Source organism: Streptomyces sp. P9-2 (genome assembly GCF_051903975.1).
GTDB lineage: Bacteria > Actinomycetota > Actinomycetes > Streptomycetales > Streptomycetaceae > Streptomyces > Streptomyces cellulosae.
This window is the reverse complement of record NZ_CP192633.1, coordinates 3,482,769-3,506,386: the sequence shown is the minus strand read 5'-3', so window position 1 is coordinate 3,506,386 and position 23,618 is coordinate 3,482,769. Positions and strand designations below refer to the sequence as shown.

22 protein-coding genes are annotated in these 23,618 nt (G+C 72.4%); 10 read left to right on the top strand and 12 right to left on the bottom strand.

Going from position 1 to position 23,618, the window contains the following annotated elements; translation table 11 throughout:
• Window positions 1-51 precede the first annotated feature (51 nt).
• The 9 genes from ACQY0Z_RS16030 to ACQY0Z_RS15990 all read right to left on the bottom strand — a co-directional run bounded on the left by ACQY0Z_RS16030 (window position 52) and on the right by ACQY0Z_RS15990 (window position 10,455).
• Window positions 52-1,416, bottom strand: coding sequence for an ABC transporter substrate-binding protein (locus ACQY0Z_RS16030; RefSeq protein WP_439812442.1), 1,365 nt, complete (start codon window positions 1,414-1,416; stop codon window positions 52-54).
• Window positions 1,413-3,005, bottom strand: a complete 1,593-nt coding sequence (locus ACQY0Z_RS16025) for a family 43 glycosylhydrolase (RefSeq protein WP_439812441.1) — start codon at window positions 3,003-3,005, stop codon at window positions 1,413-1,415. The genes ACQY0Z_RS16030 and ACQY0Z_RS16025 overlap by 4 nt, the downstream gene beginning before the upstream one ends.
• On the bottom strand, window positions 3,002-3,847 hold the full coding sequence (locus tag ACQY0Z_RS16020; protein ID WP_439812440.1) for a PmoA family protein: 846 nt from the start codon (window positions 3,845-3,847) through the stop codon (window positions 3,002-3,004). Before ACQY0Z_RS16020 ends, ACQY0Z_RS16025 begins: the two co-directional genes overlap by 4 nt.
• Entirely contained in the window at window positions 3,844-5,028 is a 1,185-nt protein-coding gene (locus ACQY0Z_RS16015) for a Gfo/Idh/MocA family protein (RefSeq protein WP_381726050.1), read from the bottom strand. Before ACQY0Z_RS16015 ends, ACQY0Z_RS16020 begins: the two co-directional genes overlap by 4 nt.
• The gene (locus ACQY0Z_RS16010; protein WP_381730467.1) at window positions 5,025-5,921 is read right to left on the bottom strand and encodes a carbohydrate ABC transporter permease; all 897 of its coding nucleotides are present in this window, start codon (window positions 5,919-5,921) and stop codon (window positions 5,025-5,027) included. Before ACQY0Z_RS16010 ends, ACQY0Z_RS16015 begins: the two co-directional genes overlap by 4 nt.
• Window positions 5,918-6,850 (bottom strand): carbohydrate ABC transporter permease, encoded by a 933-nt coding sequence (locus ACQY0Z_RS16005; RefSeq protein WP_189899560.1) that lies wholly within the window; start codon window positions 6,848-6,850, stop codon window positions 5,918-5,920. The genes ACQY0Z_RS16010 and ACQY0Z_RS16005 overlap by 4 nt, the downstream gene beginning before the upstream one ends.
• A gap of 244 nt (window positions 6,851-7,094) precedes the next feature.
• A complete protein-coding gene (gene araD / locus ACQY0Z_RS16000; RefSeq protein WP_381726046.1) occupies window positions 7,095-8,825 on the bottom strand; it encodes an L-arabinonate dehydratase in 1,731 nt (576 codons plus the stop codon).
• Window positions 8,822-9,769, bottom strand: a complete 948-nt coding sequence (locus ACQY0Z_RS15995) for a dihydrodipicolinate synthase family protein (RefSeq protein WP_439812439.1) — start codon at window positions 9,767-9,769, stop codon at window positions 8,822-8,824. Before ACQY0Z_RS15995 ends, araD begins: the two co-directional genes overlap by 4 nt.
• Complete coding sequence (locus ACQY0Z_RS15990; RefSeq protein WP_347225552.1) at window positions 9,766-10,455, bottom strand: GntR family transcriptional regulator; 690 nt, start codon at window positions 10,453-10,455, stop codon at window positions 9,766-9,768. Before ACQY0Z_RS15990 ends, ACQY0Z_RS15995 begins: the two co-directional genes overlap by 4 nt.
• 114 nt (window positions 10,456-10,569) lie before the next feature.
• Here ACQY0Z_RS15990 and ACQY0Z_RS15985 point away from each other — a divergent pair, with 114 nt between their 5' ends.
• On the top strand, window positions 10,570-10,926 hold the full coding sequence (locus tag ACQY0Z_RS15985) for a cupin domain-containing protein (RefSeq protein WP_439812438.1): 357 nt from the start codon (window positions 10,570-10,572) through the stop codon (window positions 10,924-10,926).
• A gap of 112 nt (window positions 10,927-11,038) precedes the next feature.
• On the opposite strand, the gene ACQY0Z_RS15980 is transcribed toward ACQY0Z_RS15985, so the two are convergent.
• Window positions 11,039-11,632 carry a TIGR03086 family metal-binding protein gene (locus ACQY0Z_RS15980; protein ID WP_189899554.1) on the bottom strand — a complete coding sequence of 198 codons (594 nt, stop codon included), beginning with the start codon at window positions 11,630-11,632 and terminating at the stop codon, window positions 11,039-11,041.
• A 150-nt stretch (window positions 11,633-11,782) separates the two neighbouring features.
• Between ACQY0Z_RS15980 and ACQY0Z_RS15975 the strand changes: the two genes are divergently transcribed.
• Window positions 11,783-13,018, top strand: a complete 1,236-nt coding sequence (locus ACQY0Z_RS15975) for an MFS transporter (RefSeq protein ID WP_439812437.1) — start codon at window positions 11,783-11,785, stop codon at window positions 13,016-13,018.
• Here the strand turns inward: ACQY0Z_RS15975 and ACQY0Z_RS15970 are convergent.
• Together ACQY0Z_RS15970 and ACQY0Z_RS15965 are read right to left on the bottom strand one after the other, a co-directional pair.
• Window positions 12,955-14,124 carry a hypothetical protein gene (locus ACQY0Z_RS15970; protein WP_439812436.1) on the bottom strand — a complete coding sequence of 390 codons (1,170 nt, stop codon included), beginning with the start codon at window positions 14,122-14,124 and terminating at the stop codon, window positions 12,955-12,957. The two genes, ACQY0Z_RS15975 and ACQY0Z_RS15970, sit on opposite strands and share 64 nt — an antisense overlap.
• Window positions 14,121-15,062, bottom strand: coding sequence for a 5-dehydro-4-deoxyglucarate dehydratase (locus ACQY0Z_RS15965; protein WP_189899548.1), 942 nt, complete (start codon window positions 15,060-15,062; stop codon window positions 14,121-14,123). Before ACQY0Z_RS15965 ends, ACQY0Z_RS15970 begins: the two co-directional genes overlap by 4 nt.
• A 249-nt stretch (window positions 15,063-15,311) precedes the next feature.
• On the opposite strand from ACQY0Z_RS15965, the gene ACQY0Z_RS15960 reads away from it, so the two are divergent.
• The 8 genes from ACQY0Z_RS15960 (at window position 15,312) to ACQY0Z_RS15925 (ending at window position 23,587) form a co-directional block, all read left to right on the top strand.
• Window positions 15,312-16,121, top strand: coding sequence for an NAD-dependent epimerase/dehydratase family protein (locus ACQY0Z_RS15960; RefSeq protein WP_439812435.1), 810 nt, complete (start codon window positions 15,312-15,314; stop codon window positions 16,119-16,121).
• 730 nt (window positions 16,122-16,851) lie between these two features.
• Window positions 16,852-17,622: a DeoR/GlpR family DNA-binding transcription regulator gene (locus ACQY0Z_RS15955; RefSeq protein WP_189899545.1), complete on the top strand. Its 771-nt coding sequence runs from the start codon at window positions 16,852-16,854 to the stop codon at window positions 17,620-17,622.
• Window positions 17,623-17,749: 127 nt separating this feature from the next.
• Window positions 17,750-19,120 carry an ABC transporter substrate-binding protein gene (locus ACQY0Z_RS15950; protein WP_189899543.1) on the top strand — a complete coding sequence of 457 codons (1,371 nt, stop codon included), beginning with the start codon at window positions 17,750-17,752 and terminating at the stop codon, window positions 19,118-19,120.
• A complete protein-coding gene (locus ACQY0Z_RS15945; protein ID WP_189899541.1) occupies window positions 19,117-20,058 on the top strand; it encodes a carbohydrate ABC transporter permease in 942 nt (313 codons plus the stop codon). Before ACQY0Z_RS15950 ends, ACQY0Z_RS15945 begins: the two co-directional genes overlap by 4 nt.
• Window positions 20,055-20,906 carry a carbohydrate ABC transporter permease gene (locus ACQY0Z_RS15940; RefSeq protein WP_254585935.1) on the top strand — a complete coding sequence of 284 codons (852 nt, stop codon included), beginning with the start codon at window positions 20,055-20,057 and terminating at the stop codon, window positions 20,904-20,906. Before ACQY0Z_RS15945 ends, ACQY0Z_RS15940 begins: the two co-directional genes overlap by 4 nt.
• Window positions 20,903-21,892 carry a zinc-dependent alcohol dehydrogenase family protein gene (locus ACQY0Z_RS15935; protein WP_189899537.1) on the top strand — a complete coding sequence of 330 codons (990 nt, stop codon included), beginning with the start codon at window positions 20,903-20,905 and terminating at the stop codon, window positions 21,890-21,892. The genes ACQY0Z_RS15940 and ACQY0Z_RS15935 overlap by 4 nt, the downstream gene beginning before the upstream one ends.
• Window positions 21,893-21,983: 91 nt before the next feature.
• Window positions 21,984-22,205: a hypothetical protein gene (locus tag ACQY0Z_RS15930; RefSeq protein ID WP_189899536.1), complete on the top strand. Its 222-nt coding sequence runs from the start codon at window positions 21,984-21,986 to the stop codon at window positions 22,203-22,205.
• 179 nt (window positions 22,206-22,384) lie between these two features.
• Window positions 22,385-23,587, top strand: coding sequence for a TerD family protein (locus ACQY0Z_RS15925; RefSeq protein ID WP_189899725.1), 1,203 nt, complete (start codon window positions 22,385-22,387; stop codon window positions 23,585-23,587).
• The last annotated feature ends 31 nt before the right edge of the window (window positions 23,588-23,618 follow it).

Sequence of the window (23,618 nt, the reverse complement as noted above, 5' to 3'; positions counted from 1 at the left end):
GGGACGACCCGCAGCCGCACAGCCACAGGCCGCCCCCAGCCGAAAACCGCGTCACCCCATCTGCTCGTCCCACTCGGCCTGAGCCTCGTTCAACTGCTCGGCCAGCCCGTCCAGGAAGGCCTTCGCCGTCATGTCCCCCAACAGCACCTTCTGGAAGTTCGGCTCGTTGTCCGCCTTGGAAATCGTGTTCCAGTCGGGCAGGTAGTACGGCAACTGCACAATGGTCGTGGACCCGTCACTCAGCGCCTGCGCCGCCAGCTTCGTGGGCTCCGCCTTCGCGATCCACGCGTCCTTCGCGGCGTCCTGGTGCGCCGGCACCTGTCCCGCCGACTCGTTGAACTTCGAGTTCGACTGCGCCGACGTGGCGAACTCGATGAACTTCCAGGCGGCGTCCTTGTTCTTGGAGCTCTTGAACAGGCCGATGCCGTCGACCGGGTTGGAGACCTGCACCCGCTTGCCGTCGGGGCCGACCGGCTGCGGGATGCCCCGGAACTTCTCCACGCCCAGCGCCTTCACATGGTCCTGGAAGGAGCCCAGGTTGTGGTTCAGCATCCCGATCTCACCGGAGTCCCACTGCGCGACCATCTTGGTGAAGTCGTTGTTCAGGTCGGCGGCGGGGGTGACCTTCTTGAACAGGGCCGCGTACTTCTCCAGCGCCTTGACGTTCCTCGGGTCGTCGACCGTGGTCTTCTTGCCGGTGGAGTCCCAGAACGAGGTGATGCCGGACTGCCCGTACATCGCGTCGAGGGCCTGGGCGATGGAGCCTGCGCCGCCGCGGATGGTGTACCCGAAGCGGTTGCTGCCCTTGTCGGTGAGCTTCTCCGCGGCCTCGAAGAAGCGGTCCCAGGTGGTCGGCTCCTGAAGGCCCGCCTTCGCGAACATGTCGGTGCGGTAGTACAGGACGCCGTTGTTCGCGGAGGTCGGCACGGAGTACAGCTGGTCGTCCCCGCCGCCGGCCGCCCGCAGCGACTCGATCATGTCCTTGTTGAGCTTGCCGTTGAGCGACGAGCCCTCCAGCCGCTCGTCCAGCGGCTCCAGCGCGCCCTGGGCGGCGAAGCCCGCGAGCATCGAGGCGCTGATGCCGCCCACGTCCGGCAGGCCGCCGCCCTGGATGGCGGTGTCGACCTTGGACTGGTACTCGGTGGACGCGATGCCGACGTACTGGACGTCGATGTCCGGGTTGGCCTTCTCGAAGTCGGCGATGATCTCCTTCCAGATGTCGGTGCGGACACCGCCGTTGTTGTCCCAGAAGACGATCTTCCCCGTGCCGCTGCCCTCGGCGCCGTCGCCCGAGCCGCTGCCGTCGTCCCCGCAGGCGGTGGCGGTCAGCGCGAGGACCGCTCCCAGGGCGACGGCCGCCGACGTCCTGCCGCGGCGCCCTCTGCCCGTGTTTCTTCCAAGAATGCTGATCTTCATCGGTCGGCTCTCTTCTCCTGGATACGGATCCTGAACTGCGTGAACGTGGCGGTACCGGCGTGTCCCTGACCGGTGGGCGCCAGGGCGACCAGGCCGAGCAGAGCACCGACCCAGCGCCAGGGAGTCGCGGCGAAGACCTGACCGGAGGGACGGAACCCGCCCTCCCCGGCGCCGTCTCCGGCGTCTTCTGTGTCGTACGGGCCGTACGGGACTTGCGTGTCGTACGAGAAGCGGCAGCGCGCGCCCGCGCCGATGTCGACCCGCAGCCGGGCCCGGCCGCCGGGTGCGGGGCGCGGGGGCGCCGCGTCCCGTTCCCTCTCGGCGGCCGTCTCGGCGAACCGGTGCACCAGCCGCACCGTGCCGTCCGGACCGCGCTCGAGCCCGATCCAGCTGTAGGCGTCCCCGAGGACCGCGAGCCCGGCCCGCGCCCCGGGTTCGCCGTCGTCGAGCCGCAGGTCCACCTCGACGGTGCACGGGGGGCCGGGCAGCCGCTGGGTGAGGACGTTGGGCAGGGCGCGCAGGTCGTGCGCGTCGGGGGTGCGGACGCAGGTGAGGCGCAGCCCGTCGGCGGAGTGGTGGGTGGCCCAGCCGTCCCGGGGGTTGGCGGTCCACTGCCACTGGCGGCCGGGGCGTCCGCCGGGGAAGTCGTCGTCGGTGGCGGGCGCGGCGGGCTGCTGCGGCGGCAGGTTTGGGCGGCGGTGCTCGGCGACGGGGGCGCCGTCGTCCCCGATCACCGGCCAGCCTCCCCCGCCGCCCCACCGCATCGGCTGGAGGTGGACGACCCTGCCGTAGGCGCCGCGCTGCTGGAAGTGCAGGAACCAGTCCTCGCCGGACGGGGTGCGCACCCAGCCGCCCTGATGCGGGCCGTTGACGTCGGTGTCCTTCTGCTCCAGGACCACCTTCTCCTCGTAGGGGCCGAAGAAGGCGCGGGAGCGGAAGGCGCCCTGCCATCCCGTCTCCACTCCCCCGGCGGGGGCGAGGATCCAGAACCAGCCGTCGTGCTGGTAGAGCTTGGGCCCCTCGAGGGTGAACCAGCCGGGGATGCGGTCGCCGTCGACGATCACCTTGCCCTCGTCGAGGAGTTCGGTGCCGTGCGGGTGCATCCGGTGCCCGGTGAGACGGTTCTTGACGCCGGAGCGGGACTTGGCCCAGGCGTGCACGAGGTACGCCTCGCCGGTCTCGTCGTCCCACAGCGGGCAGGGGTCGATGAGTCCCTTGCCGGCCTTGACCAGGTGGGGGCGGGTCCAGGGGCCGCGGATCTCGGGGGCGTTGACCTGGAAGATGCCCTGGTCGGGGTCGCCCCAGAAGATCCAGAAGCGGCCGTCGTGATGGCGCAGGGACGGCGCCCACACCCCGCGGTCGTGCCGGGGCACCGCGAACTCGCTCTCGGGTTCCAGGCGTTGCAGGGCGTGGCCGACGAGGGTCCAGTTGACCAGGTCGCGGGAGTGCAGCAGGGGCAGCCCGGGGACGCGGCCGAAGCTGGACGCGGTGAGGTAGAAGTCGTCGCCGACGCGGATCACGTCGGGGTCGGACCAGTCGGCGTCGAGGACCGGGTTACGGTAGACAGGCTCGTCGGGGCGGACGCTCATGCGGTCACCGCCTTGGCCACCAGGGCGGCGGCCTCCTGGCGGTCCAGGCGGCCGTCGGCGACGACGGTGACGATCCGGCGCTCGACCGTCTCCCCGGGCGGGACGGGCAGCCGCGCGTCGTGCGCGAGGGAGGAGCCGACGCCCGGGTACTCCTCGGTGCGCACGAACCAGGGGTCGCGGCGGGTCGTGTCCGTGGCCGCGGCGAAGACGAGGGTCCAGGCGGAGCCGGCCAGGGCGACCCAGTCGGCGGTCCGCCCGTGCACCGCGTCCGTGCCGTCGGTCTCCGCGGTGAACACGTCGGGCGCCGCGTCCTCCTTGCGGGCCCGCCAGAAGAAGCCCCCGTAGGCGGCGCCCGGGCGGCCGTTGGTGGCGGGGCTGCCCACGGACAGCGGGCGTCCGGAGACGTTGGTGAGCGCGAAGGTGAGGTCCAGGGCCCACGCGCCGTCGGTGAGGGCGGTCGCGGTGACCGTGCGCTGTTCACGGAGGAGTTCGCCGGGGGCGGCCATCCAGCGGAGTTCCTCGGTGAAGCCGTCGGACTCGCGCCGGTGGTAGGCGGTGTGCCGCTGGGCGCCGTGGTTGTCCAGCTCGGTGGGGCCGCGGCCGCGGACGTAGGTGCGTCCGCCCCAGAAGTTGAACCCCTCGACGTCGGGAACGGCGACACCGACGCCGAGGTGGTGCGCGTGGTCGGCGGGGCTCAGTTCGGTGACCGCCGTGCCGGCCAGGGTGGTGACGGGGTGCAGACAGGGCCGTGGGGAGAGCCGGGCCGGCAGTTCCGGCCGGGTGAGGTACCGGCCGACGGGCCGTCCGGCGACGCGCAGCACCACGGAGTCGTTGCCGGTCATCGGGTGCTCACCTCTTTCGGCAGATGGTGGTGGGCGGGCCGGGCCCAGGGGGCGCCCAGCTCGGAGTAGAGGGACAGGCGGTCCGCGGCGGCCTCGACCAGCGCGTCGACGCCGGGCACCACCCGGCGGTCCTCGCCGGGGACGCGGCGCCAGGCGTCGTCGGGCAGCGGGGCCGGGTCGGGGGCGGTGCGGATGGCCTCGACGACCTGCATGAAGGCGCCGGTGTCGTCGGGCGTGACCAGCAGCGGGGCGCCGTCGCGGAGGTGGGCGACGAGGTTCTCCAGCAGGTCGGTGCGGCCGAAGCGCAGTTCCTCGGGGCCGTGGTCCGCGCGCTGGAGGAGGACGCGGTCCTGCTTGTACCAGAAGGTGATCCGGCCGCTGGTGCCGTGCACCACCACGTACGGCTCGTCGGCCCGCTCCGCGCACAGGGTGGCGGCGACGGTGACCGAGCCGCCCCGGACGGTGGTGACGCGGACGCAGGAGGTGTCGTCGGACTCGATGTCGTTGGCGCGCAGCAGTTCTGTCTCGATGCCGGCGACGTCCTCGGCGCGGGTGCTGCCGTCGAGCGCGAGGGCGGTGGCGACGGCGTGCGCGAGGGGGTTGGTGAGCGCGCCGTCGACCACGTCGACGCCGTCGAGGCGCCGGCGGCCCGCCCAGGGGGCGCGGCGGAAGTACGCCTCGGGCCGCACCCACGCGCCGGCCCCGCCGATGCCGGTCACCCGGCCGACGGCGCCCTCGGCGATCAGGTCGCGGATCGCGGGCACGGCGTGCGAGCCGAGCGACTGGAAGCCGATCTGGCAGGCCACCCCGGTCGCGGCGACCCCGTCGGCCATCCGGCGGAACTCCGCGTACGAGGGCGCCGGGGGCTTCTCCAGCAGCAGGTGCACGCCCCGCCCGGCGGCGGTGAGCGCGAGGTCGGTGTGGGTGGGGATGGGGGTGCAGATCACCGCGGCGCGGGCGCCGGTGGAGTCGAGGAGCGCCCCGAGGTCGGCGGACTGCTCGGGGAGTTCACCGCCGAACTCGTCCTCGGTGAGCGGGGTGAGCTCGCAGACGCCCACGAGCCGGACCAGGCCCTGCGCCTGGAGGCGGCGGATGTTCTCCACATGCCAGTGGCCGTGGCCGCGGGCGCCGGCCAGGACGACCGGGAGCGGGACGCCGGGGGCGGCGGGCGAGGTGGTCATCCCTTCACCGCCCCCGCGCTGAAGCCGGTGATCAGCCACTTCTGGATGAAGGCGAACACGATGACGACGGGGACGGCCGCGATGATGCCGCCCGCGGCGAGCGCGCCGAGGTCGACGCTGTCCGCGCTCATCAGGGTGTTGAGGCCGACCGGGACGGTCTGCTTCTCCTGGTTGTTGAGGAACATCAGGGCGAACAGGAAGTGGTTCCAGGAGTGCACGAAGGCGAAGGAGCCGACGGCGATCAGGCCGGGCCGCAGCAGCGGCAGGACGACCACCCGGAACGCCCGGAACCGGTCGCAGCCGTCGACCCAGGCGGCCTCCTCCAGCGAGTAGGGCACGTTCTTGATGAAGTTGCTCAGCAGGATCATCGACAACGGCAGCTGGAACACCGTCTCGGCGATGATGACGCTGCCCAGCGAGTTGATCATCCGCAGCTCGGCGAAGATCTCGAACAGCGGGACCAGCAGCAGCGCGCCGGGCACGAACTGCGAGCAGAGCAGCGCCAGCATGAACCCGCGCTTGATGCGGAAGTCGAACCGGGCGAGCGCGTAGCCGCCGGCCAGGGCGACCAGGGTGGTCATGAACAGGGTGGCGACGCCGACGAGGACGCTGTTCTGGAAGAAGGTGCCGAAGCCGCGGTCCGTCCACACCTTCTCGAAGTGGGCGGTGGTCATCGGCCAGGGCACGAGCGAGGTGGAGCCTGCGGGGCGGAGCGCGAACAGCAGGATCCAGTAGAAGGGGATGAGGGTGAAGACGAGGTAGATGCCGAGCGGCAGGTAGATCTGCCAGCGGGGCGCCTCGTCCCAGGCCCTGCGCCGCCTGGCGGGCAGGGGCGGCTCGGGGACGGCCGGCGCGGGGGCGGGGGCGGCCGTGGTGGCCTCCTTGGTGATCACTTCTCGCCTCCGAACTTGCTCAGCCGCAGGTAGACCATCGAGCAGAGGAGCAGGATCACGAACGCCACCGTGGTCAGGGCCGACGCGTAGCCGAAGTCATGGGCGTCGACGGAGGTGTTGGCGATGTACAGCGGCAGCGTGGTGGTCGTGCCGGCGGGTCCGCCGCCGGTCAGCGTGTAGAGCAGGTCGACGTTGTTGAACTCCCACACGGCGCGCAGCAGCGTGGAGAGGATGATGGCGTCCTTCAGGTGCGGCAGCGTGATGTGCCAGAACTGCTTGAAGCGGCTGGCGCCGTCCACCTCGGCGGCCTCGTACAGGTCCTTGGAGACGGACTGGAGGTCGGCGAGGATGAGGATCGCGAAGAAGGGCACCCCGCGCCACAGGTCGGCGACGATCGCGGCGGGGAACACCGTGGAGGTGTCCGACAGCCAGCTCACGCCGTACTCGCCGACGCCCATGTCCGCGAGGTAACGGGTGATGCCGGTCTGGGAGTTGTAGAGCAGCACCCAGATCGCGGAGGTGAGCACGCCGGAGACGGCCCACGGGGAGAAGACCAGCGCGCGGCCGAGCGCCCGGCCGACGAAGGTCTGGTTGACGATGAGGGCGAGGGCGAGCCCGAACATCAGCTGCAGGCCGACCTCGACGAAGACCCACTTGGCGCTGAAGACGAGGGTGTCCCAGAAGAGGGGGTCCTCGGTGAAGATGCGGGTGAAGTTGCCGAATCCCGCGAAGCCGTTCCGCCAGGGCTTGGTGGGGTTGTAGTCCCGCAGGCTGTAGTAGAAGACGCTGAGCACCGGGTAGGCGATGAAGCCCAGCATCAGCAGGGCGGCCGGCGCGATCAGCAGGTAGGGCAGTCGGCGGGGTGTGGCGGAGGCACGGCGCCGCCTCGGTGGCGCGGGCGGTTTCGCCACGGCTGCGGCTTGGGCCATGACTGTTCTCCGTTTCTCGGTACGTCGTGCTGTGCGGGGCGCCTGCGCGGGGGCCGGCGGTGCGGGGCGGTGCTCGGTCGGGGCGGCGCTGGGTCGGGGCGGTGCTGGTTCGGAGCGGTGCTCGGTCGGGGCGGTGCTCGGTCGGGGCGGTGCTGGGTCGGGGCGGTGATCGATCCTTGCGACGCTTGACAGGAAGCGCTTTCTGCACGGGTGTGCGGGGGCCGGTTCCGCCCGGGCGGGCGGGTCAGCCCGCGTACGGGTCCTGGACGGCGCCCGGCCGGGCGAGGAACTCGAAGTCGCAGCCGGTGTCGGCCTGGGTGATCTGGTCGTTGTAGAGCGCGCCGTAGCCGCGTTCGTAGCGCGCGGGCGGCGGCGTCCACTCCGCGCGGCGGCGGCTCAGCTCCTCGTCGTCCACGTCGAGGGTGAGGGTGCGGTTCTCGACGTCGAGGGTGATGAGGTCGCCGGTGCGCACCAGCGCGAGCGGCCCGCCGACGTACGACTCGGGGGCGATGTGCAGCACGCAGGCGCCGTAACTGGTGCCGCTCATGCGGGCGTCGGAGATCCGGACCATGTCCCGCACGCCCTGCTTGAGCAGGTGGTCGGGCAGCGGCAGCATGCCGTACTCGGGCATGCCCGGGCCGCCCTTGGGTCCGGCGTTGCGCAGCACCAGCACGCTGTCCGCGGTGATGTTCAGCGCCGGGTCGTTGACGGTCCGCTGCATCTCCTTGTAGTCGTCGAAGACGACGGCGGGACCGGTGTGCTTCAGCAGGTGCGGTTCGGCGGCGATGTGCTTGATGACGGCGCCGTCGGGACAGAGGTTGCCGCGCAGCACGGCCACCCCGCCCTCGGCCGCGACCGGGTTGTCGCGGGGCCGGATGACGTCGTCGTCGTGCACCTGCGCGCCGGCGAGCTGGTCACGCAGGGTGTCGTGGCAGACGGTGGGACGGTCCAGGTGCAGCAGGTCCGGGATCCGGGAGAGGAACCCGGGCAGCCCGCCCGCGAAGTGGAAGTCCTCCATCAGGTACTTCTGTCCGCCCGGCCGCACGTTGGCGAGCACGGGGACGGTGCGGGCGACGCGGTCGAAGTCGTCGAGGGTGAGCTTGACGCCCGCGCGCCCGGCCATGGCGATGAGGTGGATCACCGCGTTGGTGGAGCCGCCGAGCCCCAGGACGGTCGTCACCGCGTCCTCGAAGGCCTCCGCGGTGAGGATGTCACCGATCCCGCGGTCCTTGTGGATGAGGTCGACGATCGTCATGCCGGCCTTCGCCGCCATCCGGTCGTGCCCGGAGTCGACGGCCGGGATGCTGGACGCGCCCGGCACGGTCACGCCGAGCGCCTCGGCGGCGGCGGTCAGGGTCGACGCGGTGCCCATGGTCATGCAGTGGCCGGGCGAGCGGGCCAGGCCGCTCTCCAGTTCCTGCATCTCGCAGTCGCCGATGACGCCGGCCCGCTTGTCGTCCCAGTACTTCCACATGTCGGTGCCGGAGCCGAGGGTCTCGCCGCGCCAGTGCCCGGGCAGCATCGGACCGGCGGGCACGAACACGGCGGGCAGTCCGGCGCTGGCGGCGCCCATCAGCAGGGCGGGCGTGGACTTGTCGCAGCCGCCCATCAGCACGGCCCCGTCGACCGGGTAGGAGCGCAGCAGCTCCTCGGTCTCCAGGGCGAGGAGGTTGCGGTAGAGCATGGGGGTCGGCTTCTGGAAGGTCTCGCTGAGGGTGGAGACCGGGAACTCCAGCGGGAAGCCGCCCGCCTGCCACACGCCCCGCTTCACGGCCTGCGCGCGGTCGCGCAGATGGACGTGGCAGGGGTTGATGTCGGACCAGGTGTTGAGGATCGCCACGACCGGCTTGCCCAGGTGTTCCTCGGGCAGGTAGCCGAGCTGGCGGGTGCGGGCGCGGTGGCTGAAGGAGCGCAGTCCGTCCGTGCCGTACCACTGGTGGCTGCGGAGCTCTTCGGGTGACTTGCGGGGGCTCATATCGACCACCCCGCGGCGATCGCGGCGACCTCGGCGCGCTCGCTCTCGGGCAGCGGCCTGCTGGGCGGGCGGACCTCGCGGCGGCACAGACCGAGGGAGGCGAGGGCCTCCTTGACGACGGTGACGTTGTTGGCGGAGCCGTTGGCGGCGCGCAGTTCCTCGAAGCGGCGGATCTGCTCCCACACCTTCATGGCGGTCGGGTAGTCGCCGGAGCGCAGCGCCTCCAGCATCGTCAGCGACACGGAGGGGGCGACGTTGACCAGGCCCGAGGTGAAGCCGGTCGCCCCGGCCGAGAAGTAGGAGGGGGCGTACGGCTCGGCGAGGCCCGCCACCCACACGAAGCGTTCCAGTCCCGCGTCCCGTGCGAAGGCGGCGAACCGGGCGGCGTCCGGCACCGCGTACTTCACGCCGACCACGTTGGGGCAGGCGTCGGCGAGTTCGGCGAGCCGGGCGCCGGTGAGCTGCGCGTTGCGGATGTAGGGGACGACGCCCAGCTCGGGCACCGACTCGGCGATGGCCCGGTGGTAGTCGACCCAGCCGCTCTGCGAGACGTACGGGTGGACGGGCTGGTGCACCATCACCATCTGCGCGCCCAGGTCGCGGGCGTGCCGCGCGGAGGCGACGGCGGTGGGCACGTCGTGGCCGACGCCGACGAGGATCGCGGCGCGGTCGCCGGCCTCGTCGAGGGTCAGCTCGGTGACGAGGCGCCGTTCGGCGGGGGTGAGGGCGTAGAACTCGCCGGTGTTGCCGTTGGGGGTGAGCGTGGTGATGCCGCCGTCGAGGAGGCGGCGCAGCAGCGCCCGGTAGGTGTCCGGGGCGACGGAGCCGTCCTCGGCGAACGGGGTGACGGGGATCGCCACCACGCCGGCCAGGGCCGCCCGCTGCGCGTCGAACGATCCGGCGACGCGCGTGTCCCGCGTCCGGGTGGGAGACGTCGTCGTCATGCCTGGCCGTCCTTCCGGGTGTCCTCCGCCGCCGCGTACTCCGTCTCGAACTCCGCCTCGGGGAAGGCGCGTCGCACGAAGGACGCGATGTGCGCGTGCAGGGCGCGGGCGGCGCCGTCCGCGTCCCCGGCGAGGGCCAGGTCGAGGATCACGCGGTGCTCGTCGGCCTCACGCTCCCAGGAGGGGTCGGCGGCCCAGGCGACCGCGGAGACCAGTGCGGCCTGGTCGCGGACCTCGTCGAGCATCCGGCCGAGCAGCGGGTTGCCGCAGGGCAGGTAGAGGGCGCGGTGGAACTCCCGGTTGGCGAGGGAGCGTTCGGCGGTGTCGGTGGCGCCGTCGGCGCGGGTGAGCGCCTCGCGGGCGTCGTCGAGGGAGGCGCCGCGGCGCACGGCGCGCTTGAGCGCCTCCGGTTCGAGCAGCAGCCGCACGTCGTAGACCTCGCGCGCCATGTCCGCGTCGACCATGCGCACCGTGACGCCCTTGTACTGGCTCATCACCACCAGTCCGGTGCCGGCCAGGGTCTTGAGCGCCTCCCGCACCGGGGTCTTGGACACCCCGAACTGCGCGGCGAGGTCGGTCTCGACCAGGGCCTGGCCGGGCGTCAGCCGGCCGGTGAGGATGCGGCGTTTGATCTCCTCCAGCACGTACTGCGTGCGGGAGGGGATCGGCGTGGGCACAGAGGTCATGCGCGCCTCTCGGATCTCGCGTCGGATCGCGTATCGGATCTCGCGTATCGCGTCTCATATATGACGTACGAAGTACGACGCGGATGACCGTAGGAGCGGCCCGGTGTTTCGTCAATGCTTCTGACAAAGGAACGTGGGGTAGCTTCACGCGGCGCGGCCGGGGCGCAGGGGACGCAGCCGCCGGAAGCCGGGCGAAGGGGGCGGGGCGCCCACGACGACACCGACGAGTTCTTCCTGGTACTCGACGGCGAACCGCACATCTCTCTGCGCGAGCCCGACGGGGAGCGCACGGTCCTGCTCCCGCGGTGCACGGTCTTCACCGTCCCCCGAGGCACGGAGCACAAGCCGTACGCTCCGTCCGGCGCCGCCCTCCTCGTGTTCGAGCCCACCGGGACACCGTCCGTGGGCGATCGCCACGACGAGATCCCGGAGCACGTCGGCTCGACGGCCGGCCACGCACTCGGCGCCTGACCCGGCAGGCTTCGGACACGCCCCTGCCCTCGCGTCGCGTCCGCCGCCCGCTCCCGGAGCCGTTTGCACGGGCCCGGACCTGCTCATCCTCCGCGCGGTCCGGGCCCCTCGTTCACGCGGGCCGGGTCCAGCGCGGGTCGCGTCCGCTGAGGCCGAGCGTCCGGTCCAGCAGCGGGGCGTCGGCCGGGACGGGGACGACGGGTCCGAAGATGCCCTCGCCCCGGTCGCCCTCCTCGGCGGCGGCCAGGAGGAAGGCGTGGGCGCTCTCCAGCGCGGCGGGGTCGGGCGTGTACGGCTGTCCGGTCGCGCGGGCCAGGTCCCAGCCGTGGATGACCAGTTCGTCGAGGGCGACCGCGGCGCCGACCTCGCCCGGCATGTCGATGCCGCCGGCGCGTGTCATGCCGGTCCAGGCCGCCGGGTCCCGCCAGGCCTCGGCGAGTTCACCGAGCGCCTTGGGCAGTTCGGCGCGCCATGCGGGGCCGACGTCCGGCAGGGCGTCCCCCGGATCGCTGTCCGTGGTGACCCCCAGGTCCTTGCGGCCCGCGTCGCGGAAGGCGACGGCCAGTCCGAGGAGGTGGCCCAGGACGTGGCGCACCGCGTAAGCCGGGCACGGGGTGGCGTCCGCCAGCTGCGCGTCGGTCACCCCGTCGGCCAGGCTGGCGACGATCCGGGTCTGGGGTCCGAGGTCGATCGGCGTGTCGGTCATGGCTGCTCCCGGAGACGGTGGCGTACGAAGGGGTGACCGGACGCGGCTCCGGAACTCATCGGCGACCGTGTCCGGCATCCGTCCCCGTCCGCCTTACCAGGGCATTCGCCCGATGCCGTCACCGCTGCCTTAGGACCACGATGACCAGGTATGACGACGAGATGGACGGCGGTCCGCGTGCTGCGGGACCGTACGGCGGGACGGTGTCTGGCGGCGGTGGTGGTCTCCGGGTTCGGCACCTCCGCGCTGTGGCTGGCGTCAGGGGTGTGGGTCAAGGACCTCACCGGCTCGGACGGGCTGGCGGCCCTGTGTCTGCTCGCCATGTGGCTGCCGACCCTGGCGGGCCCGGTGCTGGGCACGCTCGCCGACCGCCACCGGCGCCGGCCGCTGCTGGTCGCGCTCAGCCTGTGCATGGCGGCCTTGCTGCTCACGCTGTGCGCGGTGGACGCGCCGGGAGAGCTGTGGCTGCTCTACGCGGTGCTGTTCGTGTACGGCGCGGCCGGCACGGTGCACGACGCGGCGGAGTCGGCGCTGGTCGCGGGCGCCGTGGACCGCTCCCTGCTGGGGGACTTCAACGGTCTGCGGATGACGGCCAACGAGGGCATGAAACTGCTCGCCCCGCTGGCGGGCGCGGGCCTCTACACGGCGTACGGCGGACCGGGTGTCGCCGTCCTGGACGCGGCGAGCTTCCTGGCGGCGGCCCTGGTGTACGTGTCACTGCGGGTACGGGAGGAACAGCCGGCGCCGGCGCGGGAGGGCGGCCGGAGCGCGATTGCCGAGGGCGTCCGGCACCTGTGGGCGGATTCGGTGCTGCGTCCGCTGGTCCTGGCGGGCGGGGTCACCATGCTGTGCGCGGGGGTGAGCGGGGCGTTGACGTACGCGGTGGTCGAGGACCTGGGCCACTCCCCCGTGTACGCCGGCGTGCTGTACGCCGTGCAGGGCGCGGGGTCGGTGACGGTGGGGCTGCTCTCGGGCCCGGTCCTGCGGCACCTGGGCGCACGGCGGTTCGCCGCGTACGGCATCGGCCTGCTGGCCGTCGCTGTGGCGCTGCGCGCGGTGCCGTACGACCCGGTGGCATGGGCGTCCGCCGCGGCGGTCGGCGTAGGGCTGCCCGCCGCGCTGATCGCCGTGCTCACGGAGGTGCAGCGGCGCACGCCCGGCCCGCTGCTGGGCCGGGTCACCGCCACTGCCGACACCCTGGTGTTCACCCCGAACGTGATCGGCCTCGCGGCCGGCGCGGGACTGGTCGGACTCCTCGACCATCGCGCGCAGTTGGCCGGCCTCGGGGTGGCGCTGGGGGTGACGGCGGCGGTGCTCCTCGGTCAGAGGCCGGCCAGTGCCGACCGTACGGAGGCGAGATCGGCGTCCGACGCCAGTCCCGCGTGATACAGCCGCAGTTCGGTCGCGCCCAGGCGACGCGCCTCCGCCGCGTCGGCCGCGAGGGTGCCGGGGCTGCCGCCCATGCCGGAGACGACGGTGAAGTTGGCGGCGAGCACGGCGCCCTCCCGGCCTCCGCGGGCGAAGGGGCTGATGCGACCCGGGCCTCCGGTGCAGGGGACGACCACGCCGTCGGCGACGGAGAGGATGTGCGCGGGGTCGACGCCGGCGTTGGCGCCGCAGTGGTAGGACACCGGGTCGGCGTGCAGCAGCACCTGGAAGCCCTCGGGGGCGGCCCGGCGCACGGCGGTCACGGCCTCCTCCTGGAGGGTGCGGGCCGTGCGGTCGCGCCACGCGCGCGTGGCGTTCGCCCGGGTGTCGCCGAGCAGCTTCTCGACGCCCGTCCAGCCGCCCCCGGACGGCGCCTCCCCCCGCCACACCGGGTCCAGCGCATCCCGTACGGCGGCGGCGAGCTCGTCCGCGTCCAGGCCCTCCGTCCCGTAGCCGTCCCGGCAGGCGGGGCAGAAGCACAGGGACATCAGGTACTGCCCGGCGTCCCCGAGCGCGACCCCGGCGGTCTTGTCGTGGGCGTGGAGATGGGCCAGCCCGTACCAGCCGAGCGACTCCAGTTCGGTGCCGCGCGCCCCCGGACGCACGGCCGCCTCGGCGGCGAGGTCCGTCAGGTAGGCGCGGGTGTCCGGCTGGGCGATGCACGGCGCCCACGGGTAGCGGTCGCCGTAGGCGTTGACCACGGAGGTGTCCGGATGCTCCGTGCCCAGGCGGGAGTTGTGGGCGAGCACCACCCACGTGTGCACCTCCAGGCCCGCGTCCGTGAGCGCGGCGGCGGCCTCGCCGAAGGCGTCCCCCGGCGCCCAGTCGCCCGCCGGGTGGGGACGCAGGGTGCGGCCGGACCAGCGGGACTCGTCGACCGGGTACAGCACGGCCGCGTACTCGGCGGTGACCACGCGGTGCCGGGTGTGGCGGGGGGTGAGCGCGCGGGTGGAGTGGTAGGCCGCGGCGAGGGTCACCTGCTCGGTGCCCAGCTCCGCGATGCGCGCGGGCGCCCCGGGGTCCCCGTTGACGTCCCAGGGGTAGACGAACGCCGATGCCTTCACATGTCCTCCTCGAGCAGCGCCTGTCCCCGCTCGATCAGCTGAGCGAGCTGCTTGAGATGATCCCCGGCCGGCTCGTGCAGCGGGGGACGGACCTCCCCCACGTCCAGCCCGCGCAGCCGCACCCCCGCCTTGACCAGCGACACGGCGTACCCCTGCCCCTTGTCGCGCAGTTCGACGAACGGCCGGTAGAAGCCGTCGACGAGACGCTGCACGGTGGCCTCGTCGCCCGTGCGCAGGGCGGTGTGGCAGGCGAGGGCGATCTCCGGCACGAAGCAGAACACCGCCGACGAGTACAGGGTGACGCCGAGGCCGCGGTAGGCGGGCTGGGTCAGCTCGGCGGTGGGCAGCCCGTTGAAGTACAGGAAGTCCTCGACGCCCGCCGCGCGCACGGCGCTGACCGTGCGCTGCATCAGGTCGAGGTCGCCGTAGCCGTCCTTGAGGCCCACGATCCCCTCGGTGCGGGCGAGTTCGACGACGGTCGCGGGGGTGAAGACGGCGTTGTCCCGCTGGTACACGATCACGGGCAGGGAGGTCGCGGCGGCCAGCTCGCGGTAGTGCCGCAGCAGCCCCTCCTGCCCGGCCTTCACCAGGTACGGCGGCATCGCGAGCAGCCCGTCGGCGCCGGCGTCCTCGGCGATGCGGGCGTAGCGGACGGCGAGGGCGGTGCCGTAACCGGCGCCCGCGACCACCGGGACGCGCCCCTCGGCCGCCTCCACCGCCGCGCGCACGCAGGTCCCGAACTCCTCGGGCGTCAGCGCGTGGAACTCGCCCGTGCCGCAGCAGGCGAAGACGGCGGCGGCCCCGGACTCGACGCCGCGCCGCACATGGAGCCGGTACGTGTCCGGGTCGACGGCGCCGTCGGGTCCGTAGGCGGTGACCGGGAAGAACAGCGGCCCGCTGGGGATACTGAGTCGCGCGGCGAGAGGGGCTGACGTCACAAGCTCTCCCTGGTCGAGGTGGTCCATATTCTTGATTGCCGTCCATATTTCTGAACAGGACCACGCTAAGGCGGGGCGGGGAGGCGGGTCAAGCGGATCGCTGCGCGTGGCTGACGCGGTTGGGCGGGTGCGGGGATACTTGACGCGTCACGTCCCGGCTCCTTAGCGTGTCCACGCACGTGAACGCCGTGCGTCCACCTGCACGTTCGCTCTGTTCCGTTCCGGCCGGCGCCGCAAGGAGAACCGCAGATGCCCGCTCCCCGCACCGTCCTGCTCACCGGCGCCGCCGGCGGCCTCGGCACGCTGATGCGGGAGCTGCTGCCGCAGTACGGGTACGAACTGCGGCTGTTCGACCTGCGGCCGGCGGAGGGCGCCCCCGACGCGATCGTCGGCGACCTGGGCGACCGGGACGCCGTGCGGGAAGCGGTGCGGGGGGTCGATGCCGTGGTGCACCTGGCGGGCATCTCGCTGGAGGCGTCCTTCGAGAAGATCCTCAAGGCGAACATCGAGGGGACGTACAACCTGTACGAGGCCGCCCGGGAGGAGGGCGTGCGGCGGATCGTGTTCGCGTCCTCCAACCACGCCGTCGGCTACACCCCGCGCCCGCAGGGGGACGCCCCCCTGATCCCCGTCGACACCCCGCGCCGGCCGGACACCTTCTACGGGCTGTCCAAGTGCTTCGGCGAGGATCTGGCGCAGCTGTACTGGGACAAGCACGGGGTGGAGACGGTCTCCGTGCGGATCGGGTCCTGCTTCCCGGAGCCGACGAGCGTGCGGATGCTGTCGCTGTGGATGAGCCCGGCGGACGGGGCGCGGCTGTTCCACGCGGCGCTGACGGCGGAGGGGGTGGGGCACACGGTGGTGTACGGCTCCTCCGCGAACACGCGGTTGTGGTGGGACCTGGGGTCGGCGCGGGCGCTGGGGTACGAGCCGCGGGACGACTCGGAGGTGTTCGCGGAGAAGCTGCTGGCGGAACAGGGCGAGCTGTCTCCGTCCGACCCGTCCCACGCGTACCTGGGAGGCCCCTTCGTGACGAACCCGCCGATCTGGCCGCACTGACGGCCCCCCGTCCGCCGGCACCTGCCGTCCGCCGGGTGCGGCCGGCCGCGGGCCGTTCGCGCGGTTCCCCGCGCCCCTGAGGGGGCGCTCAGCCATCCACACCGGCGAAGGCCATCCCACCGCCTGGGCAGCCACCCCCGCCGCCGGCCGGCCGCGAGCGGCTGCGAAGGGGGAGCCCCCCAGCCTGCGGGCAGTCGCGCCTCCCCCAGTGCCTCAAGGGCCTGGGAGGTGCCCCCAGGGCGATGGGGGCACCTCCCGCTCGAGCGAACCCGGGAGTGGGGGAGGGTGGGCGCGGCGGCACCTCTGCAGCGCGCCTCGCCCGCACCCACGCACGCGCACCTCCGCAGCGCACCTCGCTCGGGCCCGCGCCCTGCGTCTGACGGCGCCCCGTCCGCCGGGACCGGCCGTCCGCCGACTGCGGCCCGCCGGGCGCCGATGCCGCAGTTCCCCGCGCCCCTGAAGGCGCGAAACGCACCCCCGCCCGGGCGAGCGGGCGGCAAACGGGCACCCCCGGTGCCGGAATCGGGCGCGCGCCCTGCCCGCTCTCACCCCCCACCCAGGTCCGAGCCGGGCACCCGCCCGCCCACTCGGGCACAACCGGGCACCAACGAACCCGCAACAGACCTGGTCAGCACACCGCCCCCGCTGTACAAAGTCCTGCAGAGGCCCGAACGGGCAACCAAGCACGACCAAGCACCACAGCGGCAGCACAGAAAGCAGGGGTCCGGCCATGGCCAACAGAACGGCCGAGGAGCGCCAACGCGAGATCGTGCGGGTGGCCCGAGCCACCGGCTCGGTCGACGTGACCGCGCTCGCCGCCGAGCTGGGCGTGGCCAAGGAGACCGTCCGCCGTGACCTCCGCGCCCTGGAGGACCACGGCCTGGTCCGCCGTACCCACGGCGGCGCCTACCCCGTCGAGAGCGCCGGCTTCGAGACGACGCTCGCCTTCCGCGCCACCAGCCACGTCCCCGAGAAGCGCAGGGTCGCGGCCGCCGCGGCCGAACTGCTCGGGGACGCCGAGACGGTCTTCGTCGACGAGGGCTTCACCCCGCAGCTCATCGCCGAGGCCCTGCCCGCCGACCGGCCGCTCACCGTGGTCACCGCCTCCCTGCCGGTCGCGGGCGCGCTCGCACAGAACGGCAACGCGTCCGTCCTGCTGCTCGGCGGCCGCGTCCGCTCCGGGACGCTCGCCACCGTGGACCACTGGACGACGAAGATGCTCTCCGGCTTCGTCATCGACCTGGCGTTCATCGGCGCCAACGGGATTTCCCGCGAACACGGCCTGACCACGCCCGACCCGGCGGTCAGCGAGGTCAAGGCGCAGGCGGTGCGGGCCGCCCGCCGTGTGGTGTTCGCGGGTGTCCACACCAAGTTCGGAGCGGTCAGCTTCTGCCGGTTCGCCGAGGTCGGCGCGCTGGAGGCGATCGTGACGAGCACCCTCCTCCCGGCCTCGGAGGCCCACCGCTACACCCTCCTCGGGCCTCAGGTCGTCCGCGTCTGACCCGCGCGCACAGCACGCGGCGCCACGCGCACAGCACCGCACCAACCGCACACCGTTTCCACGTCCCCCCGGGGCCGAGCCATGCCAGGTGACGCCCGATGTCTCCCTATACGTCCAGGAGCGATCCATGCGAACCCAGAGCCGACGGAGGCCACGAGGCGTACTCGCCACGGCCGCCGCAGGGACGCTGATCGCCCCGCTGCTCTCCGGCTGCTGGGTCGGAGCGGGCGGGGCCGGGTCAGGCGGCGACGCCATCAACGTCCTGATGGTGAACAACTCGCAGATGGCCGAGTTGCAGAAGCTGACCGCCGCCCACTTCACCAAGGAGACCGGCATCAAGGTGAACTTCACCGTGCTGCCGGAGAACGACGTCCGCGACAAGATCAGCCAGGACTTCGCCAACCAGGCCGGCCAGTACGACGTGGCCACCCTGTCGAACTACGAGATACCCATCTACGCCAAGAACGGCTGGCTGAAGGAGATGGACCCGTACGTCGCGGAGGACAGGGCGTACGACCAGCAGGACATTCTCAAGCCGATGCGGCAGTCGCTCACCGGGGAGGACGGCAAGCTGTACGGCCAGCCGTTCTACGGTGAGTCGTCGTTCCTGATGTACCGGAAGGACATCTTCGCGGAGAAGGGCCTGACGATGCCCGCCCGGCCCACCTGGCAGCAGGTCGCCGACCTGGCCGCGAAGGCCGACGGGGCCCGCCCCGGCATGAAGGGCATCTGCCTGCGCGGACTGCCCGGCTGGGGCGAGGTCATGGCGCCGCTCACCACGGTGGTGAACACCTTCGGCGGCACCTGGTTCGACAAGGACTGGAAGGCCCGGCTCGACTCCCCCGAGTGGAAGCAGGCCGTCAACTTCTACGTGGACCTGGTGCGGGAGCACGGCGAGTCCGGAGCGCCCCAGGCCGGCTTCGCCGAGTGCCTGAACAACCTCACCCAGGGCAAGGTCGCCATGTGGTACGACGCCACGTCCGCGGCAGGATCCCTGGAGGCCGACGGCTCCCCCGTCGCCGGGAAGATCGGCTACGCGCCGGCGCCGGTGGAGAGGACGGAGTCGTCGGGCTGGCTCTACACCTGGGCGTGGGGCATCCAGAACGCCTCACGCAACCCGGACAACGCCTGGAAGTTCGTCTCCTGGGCGTCCAGCAAGGAGTACGAGCAGCTCGTCGGCGAGAAGGTCGGCTGGTCCAACATCCCCGCGGGCAAGCGCGCCTCCACCTACGCCGACCCCGCCTACCGGGCGGAGGCCGCCGCCTTCCAGGAGATGACCAAGCGGGCCATCGAGCAGGCCCGCCCCGACGACCCCGGCGTCCAGCCCCGTCCGGCACCCGGCATCCAGTTCGTCGGCATCCCGGAGTTCACGGATCTCGGCACCAAGGTCTCCCAGGAGATCAGCGCGGCCATCGCCGGGCGGCAGTCCGTCGACACGGCTCTGAGGAAGTCCCAGCAGCTCGCAGAAGAGATCGCCGAGGAGTACGAGGGACGATGACCGCCACGACCACGGCCCCCGCGGCCGCACCACAGACGTCCGCCGCACCCCGCCGGCCCTCCGCCCGGCTGCGCGCCTGGGCCACCCGCGCCCCGCTGCTGCCCGCCCTGATCTTCATGATCGTGGTCACCCAGCTGCCGTTCGTGGCGACCCTGGTGATCTCCTTCTTCGACTGGAACTCCCTCTACCCCGACGCCCGTCACTTCGCCGGATTCGCCAACTACCAAGAGGTGCTGACCGATCCGGCGCTGCGCAAGTCCGTCTGGACGACCGTCCTGCTCACCGTGGGCGTGGTCCTCGCCAGCCTGGTGATCGGCCTGCTGCTCGCGCTGCTGCTCGACCGGAAGTTCCGGGGGCGGGCCGTCGTGCGCACCCTGCTCATCGCGCCGTTCCTGGTGGTGCCCGTCGCCGCCGCCCTGCTGTGGAAGCACGTCCTGTACAACCCGGAGTACGGCCTGCTCAACGGCCTGCTGCATTACGTCGGCGGCCCCCAGCCCGACTGGATCTCCGGCACGCCGCTGCTCGCCGTTCAGGCGTCGCTGGTCTGGCAGTGGACGCCGTTCATGATGCTCATCCTGCTGGCCGGGCTGCAGAGCCGGGACGCGCAGCAACTGGAGGCGGCCCGCGTCGACGGCGCGAGCGACTGGCAGATCTTCGTGCACATCACGCTGCCGCACCTGCGCCGCTACCTCGAACTGGGCGCGCTGCTCGGCTCGATCTACATCGTGCAGAACTTCGACGCGGTGTTCACCCTCACGTCCGGCGGTCTCGGCACCGCCAACCTGCCCTACACCGTCTACCAGACCTTCTACCAGGCGCACGAGAACGGTCTCGCCTCGGCGGCCGGCGTCCTGGTCGTCATCGGCTCCATCGTCATCGCGACCTTCGCCCTGCGCGTGGTCTCGTCCCTGTTCCGCGAGGAGGTGTCCCGCGCATGAGCAGCATCGCCGTACGCACCCGCGGCCGGTTCCGCGGCGGAGCGGGTCTCGGCCTGGTCGCCTGGCTGGCCGGCATCGTGTTCTTCCTGCCCATCGCCTGGATGGCGCTGACGTCCTTCCACTCCGAGACGGACGCGGCCACCAACCCGCCCTCGTGGGGCGCCGCCCTCACCCTGGACGGCTACCGCGAGTTCTTCGGCGCGGGCGGCGGCGCCAGCCCCTGGCCCGCCCTGATCAACTCGACGGTCGCGTCCGTGACCTCGACGCTGCTGGTGCTCGTGCTGGCGCTGCCCGCGGCGTACGCCCTGTCCATCCGTCCGGTGAAGAAGTGGACGGACGTCCTGTTCTTCTTCCTCTCCACCAAGATGCTGCCCGTGGTGGCCGGCCTGCTGCCGATCTACCTGTTCGCGAAGAACGCCGGGATGCTCGACAACATCTGGCTGCTCGTCATCCTCTACACCTCGATGAATCTGCCGATCGCGGTGTGGATGATGCAGTCGTTCCTCTCCGAGATCCCGGTCGCGGTCGTCGAGGCCGCGCAGATCGACGGCGCCCGGCTGCCGACGGTGCTGACCCGGGTGGTCGCCCCGATCGCCCTCCCGGGCATCGCGGCGACGGCGCTGATCTGCTTCATCTTCAGCTGGAACGAGCTGCTGTTCGCCCGGGTCCTGACGGGCGTGGTCGCCGAGACCGCCCCCGTCTTCCTGACCGGCTTCATCACCAGCCAGGGCCTGTTCCTGGCGAAGGTGTGCGCCGCGTCGCTCGTCATCTCCCTGCCGGTGCTCGCCGCGGGGTTCGCCGCCCAGGACAAACTCGTCCAGGGCCTGTCGTTGGGAGCCGTGAAATGAAGGCCGCCGTCATCGAGTCCGTGGGCAGGGCCGTCGTCACCGAGGTCCCGGACCCGACGCCGGGCCCGAGGGACGTCGTCGTCGAGGTCGCCGCGTGCGGGCTGTGCGGGACCGATCTGCACATCCTCCAAGGGGAGTTCGCGCCCAAGCTGCCGATCGTGCCGGGACACGAGTTCGCCGGCGAGGTGGTCGGCGTGGGCTCCCAGGTCACCGAGGTGGCCCTCGGCGACCGGGTCGCCGTCGACCCCTCCCTGTACTGCTACGAGTGCCGCTACTGCCGTACCGGCCACAACAATCTGTGCGAGCGGTGGGCGGCGATCGGCGTCACCACGGCGGGCGGCGCCGCGCAGTACGCGGTCGCGCCGGTGGCGAACTGCGTGAAGCTCCCCGAGCACGTCCGCACCCAGGACGCGGCGCTCGTCGAGCCGCTGTCCTGCGCGGTCCGCGGCTACGACGTGCTGCAGTCGCGGCTCGGCGCGCACGTGCTGATCTACGGCTCCGGGACCATGGGCCTGATGATGCTGGAGCTGGCCAAGCGGACCGGCGCGGCGAGCGTCGACATGGTCGACCTCAACCCGGCGCGCCTGGAGACCGCCCGCAAGCTGGGGGTCTCCGCGTCCGCGGCCACCCCGGACGAGCTGGACCGGCCGCAGGGCTGGGACCTGGTCATCGACGCGACCGGCAACGCGGCGGCCATCCAGGACGGGCTCGGCCGGGTCGCCAAGGCGGGCACGTTCCTCCAGTTCGGCGTCGCCGACTACGCGACCCGTGTGGAGATCGACCCGTACCGGATCTACAACCAGGAGATCACCATCACCGGTTCGATGGCCGTGCTGCACAGCTACGAGCGCGCGGCGGAGCTGTTCGCGAACGGCGTCCTCGACCCGGACGTCTTCATCAGCGACCGCCTCCCGCTGGACCAGTACCCGCAGGCGCTGGACCAGTTCGCGAAGGGTGTGGGCCGCAAGATCGTGGTGGTGCCGTAGCCCTGACGGTCCGGTGTGAAGGGGGCGCGGGCGCCGGGGGGGGGGGGTAATTCCCTGGGAGCCCGCGCCCCCTCCCCGTACCATCGCCGGCATGGCCCGACCGACCGGCTTCGCGTACGAGGCGCACCCCGACGGCGCCGTCCACATCACCCACCACGGCCGCCGCGCCACCGTCCTGCGGGGCGACCGGGCCGCGCGTTTCCTCGACGAGGTCACCGCCGCCGACCCCCAGCTCGTCATGGCCCGCTGGACCGGCGACTACAAGCGCGGCAACGAACGCACGGCCCGCGCCCACCCCCGCAACCGGGGCTGACCGTCCCGGCCCGTCCGGCGTTCGAGGACGAGGCCCGTGCGGGGCCGAAGCGGGGGGGACGGGGCCGGCAGCCCCCGGGGTGGGACGGGTGAGGGCGGCGGGGGGCGAGAAGACGTACCGTTCGGCCCTGGGTAAGGGAACGGTAAAACACCCTCGCTCGTTCACCCGGCATGACAGCTATGACCCCCGGCTCGAACATCCCTCTTCCCACCGCCCGCGTGGCGGTGGACGTCGCCGCGCCCGTGCGGCTCGACGTATCGGGCCTGCTGCTCACCGCCGACGGCAAGGTGCGCTCCGACGACGACTTCATCTTCTACAACCAGCCCACGGGCCCGGGCGTGACCTACCGCTCCGGCGGCGGCACGGCCCCCGACGCGATCACCGTCGACACCGCGGCCGTACCGCCCGGCATCGAGAAGATCGTCGTGACCGCGAGCCCCGACGCGGCGGGCCAGACCTTCCAGGGCATCGAGCCCACCGCGACGGTCCGCGACGCGGACTCCGGCGCCGTCCTGGCGACCTTCACTCCCCCGCGGCTCGGCTCGGAGACGGCCCTGGTGGTCGTCGAGATCTACCTGCGCAACGGCGTCTGGAAGGTCCGCGCGGTCGGCCAGGGCTATGCGAACGGCCTGGCCGGCATCGCCACGGACTTCGGCGTCTCCGTCGAGGAGCCGGCCGCCCCGGCGCAGCCGGTGACCCCGCCGGCCCCGCAGGCCGCGCCGCCCGCTCCCCCGGCCGCCGCCCCGCAGGCGCCGCCCGCCCCGGCGGCTCCCCCGGCCCCGCCCGCCGCCACGCCCGGCGCCGGCAAGATCAACCTGGACAAGGGCCGCGTCAGCCTCCAGAAGAACCAGACGGTGTCCCTGATGAAGGGCGGCCGCCCGCTGCTGTCCCAGGTGAAGATGGGCCTCGGCTGGGAGCCCGCCTACCGCGGCAAGGATATCGACCTGGACGCGTCGGTCATCGCCTTCGGCCCGCAGCGCAACCACGTCGACAGCTGCTACTTCGGCAAGCTGCAGATCCTCGGCGGCGCGATCCAGCACTCCGGTGACAACCTCACGGGCGAGGGCGCGGGTGACGACGAGGTCATCACCGTCGACCTGGGCCGTCTCCCCATGGAGGTCTCGGGCCTGGTCTTCACGGTGAACTCGTTCTCCGGCCAGAAGTTCACGGAGGTCGCCAAGGCGTACTGCCGTCTCATGGACGGGGCCACCGGCGAGGAACTGGTCCGCTTCGACCTCACGAGCGCCGAGCCGCAGACGGGCGTGATGATGGCGAAGCTGATCCGGCAGTTCTCCGGCGAGTGGGAGATGACCGCGATGGGCCAGTTCGTGAAGGGCCGCACGGTCCGCGGCATGGTCAAGCCGGCGGGCCAGGCGCTCTGATCCCGAGCCCGTATCCCGGCAACGTCCCACA

Excerpts from the sequence above, each read along its gene's own strand:
- ACQY0Z_RS15945 (WP_189899541.1), top strand. The coding sequence starts at position 19,117 with ATGACCGCCACGACCACGGCCCCCGCGGCCGCACCACAGACGTCCGCC.
- ACQY0Z_RS15980 (WP_189899554.1), bottom strand. The coding sequence starts at position 11,632 with ATGACCGACACGCCGATCGACCTCGGACCCCAGACCCGGATCGTCGCC.
- ACQY0Z_RS15985 (WP_439812438.1), top strand. The coding sequence starts at position 10,570 with ATGCTTCTGACAAAGGAACGTGGGGTAGCTTCACGCGGCGCGGCCGGG.
- ACQY0Z_RS15935 (WP_189899537.1), top strand. The coding sequence starts at position 20,903 with ATGAAGGCCGCCGTCATCGAGTCCGTGGGCAGGGCCGTCGTCACCGAG.
- ACQY0Z_RS15995 (WP_439812439.1), bottom strand. The coding sequence starts at position 9,769 with ATGACGACGACGTCTCCCACCCGGACGCGGGACACGCGCGTCGCCGGA.
- araD (WP_381726046.1), bottom strand. The coding sequence starts at position 8,825 with ATGAGCCCCCGCAAGTCACCCGAAGAGCTCCGCAGCCACCAGTGGTAC.
- ACQY0Z_RS15950 (WP_189899543.1), top strand. The coding sequence starts at position 17,750 with ATGCGAACCCAGAGCCGACGGAGGCCACGAGGCGTACTCGCCACGGCC.
- ACQY0Z_RS15925 (WP_189899725.1), top strand. The coding sequence starts at position 22,385 with ATGACCCCCGGCTCGAACATCCCTCTTCCCACCGCCCGCGTGGCGGTG.
- ACQY0Z_RS15990 (WP_347225552.1), bottom strand. The coding sequence starts at position 10,455 with ATGACCTCTGTGCCCACGCCGATCCCCTCCCGCACGCAGTACGTGCTG.
- ACQY0Z_RS15955 (WP_189899545.1), top strand. The coding sequence starts at position 16,852 with ATGGCCAACAGAACGGCCGAGGAGCGCCAACGCGAGATCGTGCGGGTG.
- ACQY0Z_RS16015 (WP_381726050.1), bottom strand. The coding sequence starts at position 5,028 with ATGACCACCTCGCCCGCCGCCCCCGGCGTCCCGCTCCCGGTCGTCCTG.
- ACQY0Z_RS16020 (WP_439812440.1), bottom strand. The coding sequence starts at position 3,847 with ATGACCGGCAACGACTCCGTGGTGCTGCGCGTCGCCGGACGGCCCGTC.
- ACQY0Z_RS16030 (WP_439812442.1), bottom strand. The coding sequence starts at position 1,416 with ATGAAGATCAGCATTCTTGGAAGAAACACGGGCAGAGGGCGCCGCGGC.
- ACQY0Z_RS15940 (WP_254585935.1), top strand. The coding sequence starts at position 20,055 with ATGAGCAGCATCGCCGTACGCACCCGCGGCCGGTTCCGCGGCGGAGCG.
- ACQY0Z_RS16005 (WP_189899560.1), bottom strand. The coding sequence starts at position 6,850 with ATGGCCCAAGCCGCAGCCGTGGCGAAACCGCCCGCGCCACCGAGGCGG.
- ACQY0Z_RS15930 (WP_189899536.1), top strand. The coding sequence starts at position 21,984 with ATGGCCCGACCGACCGGCTTCGCGTACGAGGCGCACCCCGACGGCGCC.
- ACQY0Z_RS15960 (WP_439812435.1), top strand. The coding sequence starts at position 15,312 with ATGCCCGCTCCCCGCACCGTCCTGCTCACCGGCGCCGCCGGCGGCCTC.
- ACQY0Z_RS16025 (WP_439812441.1), bottom strand. The coding sequence starts at position 3,005 with ATGAGCGTCCGCCCCGACGAGCCTGTCTACCGTAACCCGGTCCTCGAC.
- ACQY0Z_RS15975 (WP_439812437.1), top strand. The coding sequence starts at position 11,783 with ATGACGACGAGATGGACGGCGGTCCGCGTGCTGCGGGACCGTACGGCG.